General features: G+C 75.5%; 6 protein-coding genes. 5 read left to right on the forward strand and 1 reads right to left on the reverse strand.

Annotated features, from left to right (window positions below):
* Window positions 1-78: 78 nt before the first annotated feature.
* From EAD89_RS07345 to EAD89_RS07365, 5 genes are all read left to right on the forward strand, one after another.
* Window positions 79-1131: a cytochrome P450 gene (locus EAD89_RS07345; RefSeq protein ID WP_233578292.1), complete on the forward strand. Its 1053-nt coding sequence runs from the start codon at window positions 79-81 to the stop codon at window positions 1129-1131.
* Window positions 1128-1925 carry an isocitrate lyase/phosphoenolpyruvate mutase family protein gene (locus EAD89_RS07350; RefSeq protein WP_121675188.1) on the forward strand — a complete coding sequence of 266 codons (798 nt, stop codon included), beginning with the start codon at window positions 1128-1130 and terminating at the stop codon, window positions 1923-1925. Before EAD89_RS07345 ends, EAD89_RS07350 begins: the two co-directional genes overlap by 4 nt.
* A 178-nt stretch (window positions 1926-2103) precedes the next feature.
* Window positions 2104-3072 (forward strand): DUF5715 family protein, encoded by a 969-nt coding sequence (locus EAD89_RS07355; protein ID WP_121675189.1) that lies wholly within the window; start codon window positions 2104-2106, stop codon window positions 3070-3072.
* Between the two features lie 4 nt (window positions 3073-3076).
* Window positions 3077-4678, forward strand: coding sequence for an asparagine synthetase B (locus EAD89_RS07360; RefSeq protein ID WP_121675190.1), 1602 nt, complete (start codon window positions 3077-3079; stop codon window positions 4676-4678).
* Between the two features lie 107 nt (window positions 4679-4785).
* On the forward strand, window positions 4786-5262 hold the full coding sequence (locus tag EAD89_RS07365; protein WP_121675193.1) for a DUF1203 domain-containing protein: 477 nt from the start codon (window positions 4786-4788) through the stop codon (window positions 5260-5262).
* A gap of 23 nt (window positions 5263-5285) precedes the next feature.
* Here EAD89_RS07365 and EAD89_RS07370 read toward each other — a convergent pair whose 3' ends face one another.
* On the reverse strand, window positions 5286-6440 hold the full coding sequence (locus tag EAD89_RS07370; protein WP_121675191.1) for an SLC13 family permease: 1155 nt from the start codon (window positions 6438-6440) through the stop codon (window positions 5286-5288).
* Window positions 6441-6494: the final 54 nt, after the last annotated feature.

The raw sequence follows: 6494 nt of genomic DNA on the forward strand, positions 1-6494 counted from the left end.
GTGCGGCGGGGCGGGCCGGGTGCGGCGCGGTGGAACAGTTCGGTGAGGGGCGAAGGGTCGGCGTCCTACGGTCAGGCGGTGACTGATGCCTGGCCTGTTGTCCCGCCCGCAGCCGGTGTGCCGGCCTGCGGGCCACCCACGTTCGAGATCGGCAGCGGCGGGTGGTGGGTCACCCGGCACGCCGACGTCCGGACGGCGCTGACCGACCCGGCCTTCCGGGTGCCGGCCGTGGACACCGGAGCGCCCGGCACCCTCGCCTGGCTGCGCGGCACGGTCAGCCGGTTCAGCCCGCCCGAGCGGCACACCGAGCGCAGGATGATCGGGGTGACCGCGCTGTCCGCGCTGGACCCGGACGAGCTGCGGCACGAGGCGACCCGCCGGACGGCCGCCGCCCTGGATCGCGCCGGTGAGCACCTCAACGTCATGCGCGACCTTGCCCGACCGGTGCCGCTGCGGATCCTGGCCGGGCGGCTCGGCTTCTCCGATCCGGTCGCTGCCGGGACGGCGGTCGGGGCCGTCGCCGCCGCGTACCACCCGGGGGCTGACGCGACGCTGGTCCGGCGGGCCGACCGTGCGGTGGCGACGCTTCTGGCCCTGTCGCCGCCGGCCGGGCCGGAGGTGCGGGCGAACCTGATCGGCCTGCTGGTCCAGGCGTGCGACGCGACCGCCGGCCTGATCGGCGCCGCCGCTCACCACCTGCTCGCCACGCCCGACCGCCGCGCGTCCGGCGTCCCGCCGCTCGCCGGGGTGGGTACCGCCGACCTGCTGGCCGAGGTGTTGCGACTCGACCCGCCGGTGCGGGCCACCCGACGGGTCACCGTCGCCGTGGCGCGGCTGGGCGGCCGGGACCTGCCGCCGGGCAGCCCGGTGCTGCTCCGGTTCGACGCCGCGAACCGCGACCCGGAGGCGTTCGCCGAGCCGGCCGCGTTCCGGCCCGGCCGGCCCGGCGCCGGGCTGCTCACCTTCGGCGCGGGGGAGCGCGGCTGCCCCGGCGACCGGCACGCCCTGGCCCTCGCCACCGGGGTGTTCGACGTGCTGCGCGAGCGGTGCCTGCGCACCGACGCGGCGCTGCGCCACGCGCCGCACCCGACCCTACGAGTTCCGGCGACCCTGGAGGTGAGCGTCCGATGACCGACCGCCGTGCGGCGTTCCGCGCCCTGCACCACACCGGCCGTCCCCTGCTGCTGCCGAACGCCTGGGACCACGCCTCGGCGGCGGCGCTCGCCGCGCGCGGTCATCCGGCGATCGGCACCACCAGCCTCGGGGTGGCCGCCGCCGCCGGCCGACCCGACGGAGCGGCGGCCACCGGCGCGGAGACGCTGGCCCTGGCCCGCCGGCTGGCCCGGCTTCCGGTGCTGCTCACCGTCGACGTGGAGGCCGGGTTCGCCGACGATCCGGCAACGGTCGCCGGGTACGTGGCGGAGCTGGCCGGGCTCGGCGCCGTCGGGATCAACCTGGAGGACGGGCGCGCCGACGGCACCCTCGCCGATCCGGAGTGCACCGCCGACAAGATCGCGGCGGTGAAGGCGGCGGTGCCGGACCTGTTCGTCAACGCCCGCACGGACACCTGGTGGCTCGGCGTGACCGACCCGCTGCCGCAGACCCTGGCCCGCGCCCGTGCCTACCGGGCCGCCGGCGCCGACGGGATCTTCGTGCCCGGCGTCGTCGATCTACCGACACTGCGCATGCTGACCGAACGGATCGACGCGCCGCTGAACGCGCTGTACCAACCGGGCGGGCCGGGGCCGGACGAGCTGGGCCGGGTCGGCGTGGCCCGGGTCAGCACCGGCTCGCTGCTGTTCCGGGCCGCGCTGGCCGCCGCCGTGGCCGCCGCCGACGCGGTCCGCGCCGCCGGGTTCACGGCGCCGCCGGGGCTGCCGTCGTACGCCGAGGTGCAGGGCCTGGTGCCGGCGGACGGCGGTTGATCGTCGCCGTCGGCCACCGGCGGCGGGTTCGTCACCCCGCGACGCACCTGCCGCCGCCTCGGCCCCGCCGCTCCCTTCGAGGCAGATAGGAGGATTGTTCGGTCCATTCCCGTCCCGATGATTACGGTGTGTTCAGGGCAAACTACCGACAGTCGTGACCGGAGAAGGGACCCCCGTCATGCGAGTGCCCAGCCGTAGTCCGGGACAGCAACCCCGTCCGTCCGTGTCGCCCACCGCCCCGGCTCGTCGGCGGCCCTCCGGCACCGCGCCCCGTCGCCTCCCCGCCACCGCCCCGGATCTCGCCGCCTACCGGGAGGCCGTCGCCGACCTGCTGGTCGAGGTGGGCGCCCTGGCCGACGCGGCCAGCACCCGGGCTCGCCAGGTGCTCATCGACGAGCGGCTGCGTGAACCGGCGCTCGCCGCGGTGCTCGACGCCACCCCGCAGGGGCTGATCGGCGCGCGCGAGACGCTGCTGCTGGAGATGGCGCGCTACCAGCCGAACGAGCGCACCTCGGCGCGTGACCTCACCGCGCTGGTCCGGATCTACCTGCTCTCCCGCATCGACGTGCTGTGGTGGCAGGACGCCCCCACCTTCGTCACCGACGACCAGGTCAACGGCAGTGCCGACCTGGTCGACCTTGAATGGCTGCGGCGGCGCGACCTGTTGAGCTTCCGCTACCAGGAGCAGCCCGCCACCATCCTGGGCCGGGCCGCGCGGGGACTGCGTCGCCGGCTGCGGCCGGACGCCACCCCGCGCACCGCCGGGCTGCTGTTCCGGCGTGCCCGGCGGGAGGTCGTCGCGCTGCTGAACGACATCGGGCGGGAGTTCGCCGCTGCCGCCCCACCGGCCACCCCGCCACTCTGGGTGACGAGTCTGGTCCGCAGCACCGAACACCAGTACCGGCTGCGCCGCCTGGGCTACGCCGCGATGCTGCCCAGCGGGCACTGTCTCGGCTACTCCATGGACGTCGAGCTGGCCTGGTACGAGCGCTTCGGCGCGCGGGTGGCGCTGGCGGAGCTGCTGCTGGCCCGGCAGGAGAATGGCGAGGTCAGCGTTATCGACGAGGGCCAGGCCTGGCATCTCTGTCTGGCGCCCACCGCCCGGCGTCGGCTGCGCCGCGCGTACGAGACCGAGATGGGGGCCTGAGTCGATGTGCGGTATCGCGTTGAGCATCGGCCCCGAGGCCGACCCGGCGACCTTCCGGCGGATGCTCAGCGTCCTCGCCTCCCGCGGCGAGGTCACCGAGACCCGCTCCGAGAACGGGCTGCTGGCCGGCACCCGCCGGCTGCGGGTGGTGGACCGGGACCGGGCGGTGCAGCCGTGGACCTCGGCCGACGAGCGCTGGCTGCTCTGCTTCAACGGCGAGATCTTCAACCATCGCGAGCTGCGCGTGCAGCTGACCCGGCTCGGGCAGGTGTTCCGCACCGAGAGCGACACCGAGGTGCTGCTCGCCGCGTTCGAGCAGTGGGGCGAGGCGGCGGTGACCCGGCTGCGCGGCGAGTACGCCTTCGCGGTCGTCGAGCGCGGCACCGGCCGGGCGTACCTGGCCCGCGACCCGCTCGGGGTGAAGCCGCTGTACTGGTCGCGGCGGCCCGGTTGCCTGCACCTCGCCTCGGAGGTCAAGGCGCTGGTCGGGCACGGCGCCCCGATCGCCGAGGTGCCGCCCGGGCACCACGGCTGGGCGGATTCGGACGGCCACGTGCGGCTGCGCCCGTACGTGGACCTGCTCACCCTCGGCGACGGACTGCCGGTCATCGACGACCCGGACGAGGCCGCCCTGCTCGTCCGTGCCGCGCTGACCGACGCGATCCGGATGCGCGTGGAGACCGACCTCACCGTCGGGGTGGTGCTCTCCGGCGGGCTGGACAGCTCGTTGACCCTGCGGCAGGTGCGGGACATGCACCCGGACTGCGTGGCGGTCACGGTCGGCGTGCCGGACAGCCCGGACGTGGCGTACGCGCGGCGGTTCGCCGCCGACCTGGGCGTGCCGCACGAGGTGATCGAGCTGCGCCCGCGCGACATCCGGCTCACCGACGTGCGCGAGGCGATCCGGATCTCCGAGCTGACCGAGTACGGGGACATCATCAACGCGGTGGTCTCGGTGCCGATCTTCCGGCGGCTGCGCGCGCTGGGCGTCAAGGTGGTGCTCACCGGCGACGGCTCCGACGAGCTGTTCGGCGGGTACCCGATGTACCGGCAGGTCGACCCCGTCGCGTCGCGCCGGCTGTTCCTGCACCGGATCCGCAACCTGTGCCGGACCGAGTTGCAGCGGGTGGACCGGGCGGCCATGGGGCACGGTGTCGAGGCCCGGGTGCCGTTCCTCGACCTCAGCGTGGTGGAGCTGGCGATGCGTCTGCCGCTGGAGTTGAAGCTGCGCGACGGGCAGGAGAAGTGGATCGTCCGGAGAGCGTTCGCGGACGTGCTGCCGGACTACATCCGCCGCCGGCCGAAGAACCCGATGTCGTACTCCAGCGGCCTGCACGAGCGGGTCCGGCTGTACAAGCCACTCTTCGCCCGGCTGCACCGCGCGTTCGGCTACGACCTGCTGGAGCCGGTCCGCCGCGACTTCGACACGGTGCTGAGCCGGTGCGGCAACGACCTCGACCGGGCCATCGCCGACGGGCTGAGCCGACCCGACTACACGGTGCTGGAGCACGCCCGGGACCTGGTCGGTGCGGCGAAGTGGAACGCCGCGCCGGTGGTGCGCCGGCTGGTCGGGCCCCGGCCGCCCCGCCGGTCGCCGGTCGGCTGACCGCTCGCCTCCACACGGCGAACCGCACCGGGGACGGACCGTTGCGCGCCCAGCGCCAGGTCCGATCGCCGCCAGCATCCGTGCCGTCGTCGGGCGAGGCTGGACGCATGACGACCACCAGGACCTTCCGCGTCCGCGCCCTGCCGGCCGCGACGCTCGAAACCGTCCGACGCACCGGTCGGGACGCCGCCGACCGACCCGTCGAGGCGCTTGTGGCGGGCGGCGGGGAACCGCTGCGTTGCTGCCTGCGCGACGCCGAGGCCGGGGAGTCCCTGCTGCTCTTCGGGTACGCGCCGCCGGGCGCCGCCGGCCCGTACCGGGAGGTCGGCCCGATCTTCGCGCACGCCGCCGCCTGCCGGGGTCCGGAGCCGGCCGACGGCCACCCGCCGGCCTGGCGGGGGCGACCCCAGGTCCTGCGGGCGTACGACCGGAGGGGCCGGATCCATGGTGGCCGGCTGCACGACGGCACGGACCCGGAGACGGTGATCGCCGAGCTGTTCGCCGACCCGGCCGTGCACCAGCTGCACAGCCGCAACGTGGTGTACGGGTGCTTCATGTTCGCCGTGGAGCGGGCCGCCGGGTGACGCCGACCGGCCGGCCTCGGCGCTCAGCTCACCAGCAGCAGCGCGCCGACCGCGGCGAGCGTGCCGGTGACGGCGAGCAGGACGCTGGTCGCCACGAACCGGGTCACCGGCACCGCCACCCCCGCCGCCCGGCACCGCTCGAACCACAGCAGGGTGGCCAGCGAGGCCCAGGGGGCAGCCAGCGGCCCGATGTTGGTGCCGATCAGCAGCGCCAGCAGGCGGGTCCCGTCACCGGTGTGCAGCACCGACTCGCCGGCCAGGTACGCCGGCAGGTTGTTCACCGCGTTGGCCAGCAGCGCCCCGGTGCCACCGGCGCGTAACGCCCCCGCTGCCCCGCCGTCGGCGCCGAGCAGACCGGCGACCAGGTCGTCCAGCCCGTGCCGGCCGAGGGTCTGCACCACCAGGAACAGGCCGGTGACGAAGAGCAGCAGCCGCAGCGGCACCAGCCCCGGGCGCAGCGTCGAGCGGGAGCGGACGACGAACCCGAGCAGCACCAGCGCGAGCGCGACGGTGGACGCGAGGGCGATCTCCACGCCGGCGAGGATGCCGGCGACGAAGAGCAGGCAACCGGCGAGCGCGGTCCGGTGCAGCACCGGATCGGGCGGCACGTGGGGGGCGGGTGGAACGAAGCGCCCGCCGGCCGGCCGGTCCCGCCGCCACCACGCGAACCAGAGCAGCGCCATGGTGAGGGCCACCGCGGCGAGTTGCGGCAGCGCCATCCGCTCCGCGTAGGCCAACGGCGCCAGCCCGACCCGGTCGGCGGCCAGCAGGTTGGTCAGGTTGGACACCGGCAGCAGCAGGCTCGCGGTGTTGGCCAACCAGACCGTGGTCACCGCGAGCGGGCCGGCCGGGACCCGCAGGCTGCGGGCCAGCGCGATCAGCACCGGGGTGAGCAGCACGGCGGTGGTGTCCAGGTTGAGCACGAGGGTGGTCAGCGTGGCGAGGCCGCCGCAGAGCAGGAACAGCGCCGCCCAACTGCCCCGGGCGGCCCTGGCCAGCCGGCTCGCCAGCACGTCGAAGACGCCGGCGACGGCGGTCAGCTCGGCCAGCACGATCACGGTCCCGAGGAAGAGCAGCAGCGGCAGGACCCGGTGCAGGGTGGCGGTGGTGTCGGCGCGGGGCAGCAGCCCGCTCAGCGCGCAGACCGCGCCGGCCACGGCGAGGAACACCGCCACCAGGTCGAGCGGATGGGGACGCCAGGGCGTGGTCGGCTCGGGCGGGGCGGGCGGGGC

This window comes from Micromonospora sp. BL4, from assembly GCF_003667505.1.
Classification (GTDB): domain Bacteria; phylum Actinomycetota; class Actinomycetes; order Mycobacteriales; family Micromonosporaceae; genus Micromonospora.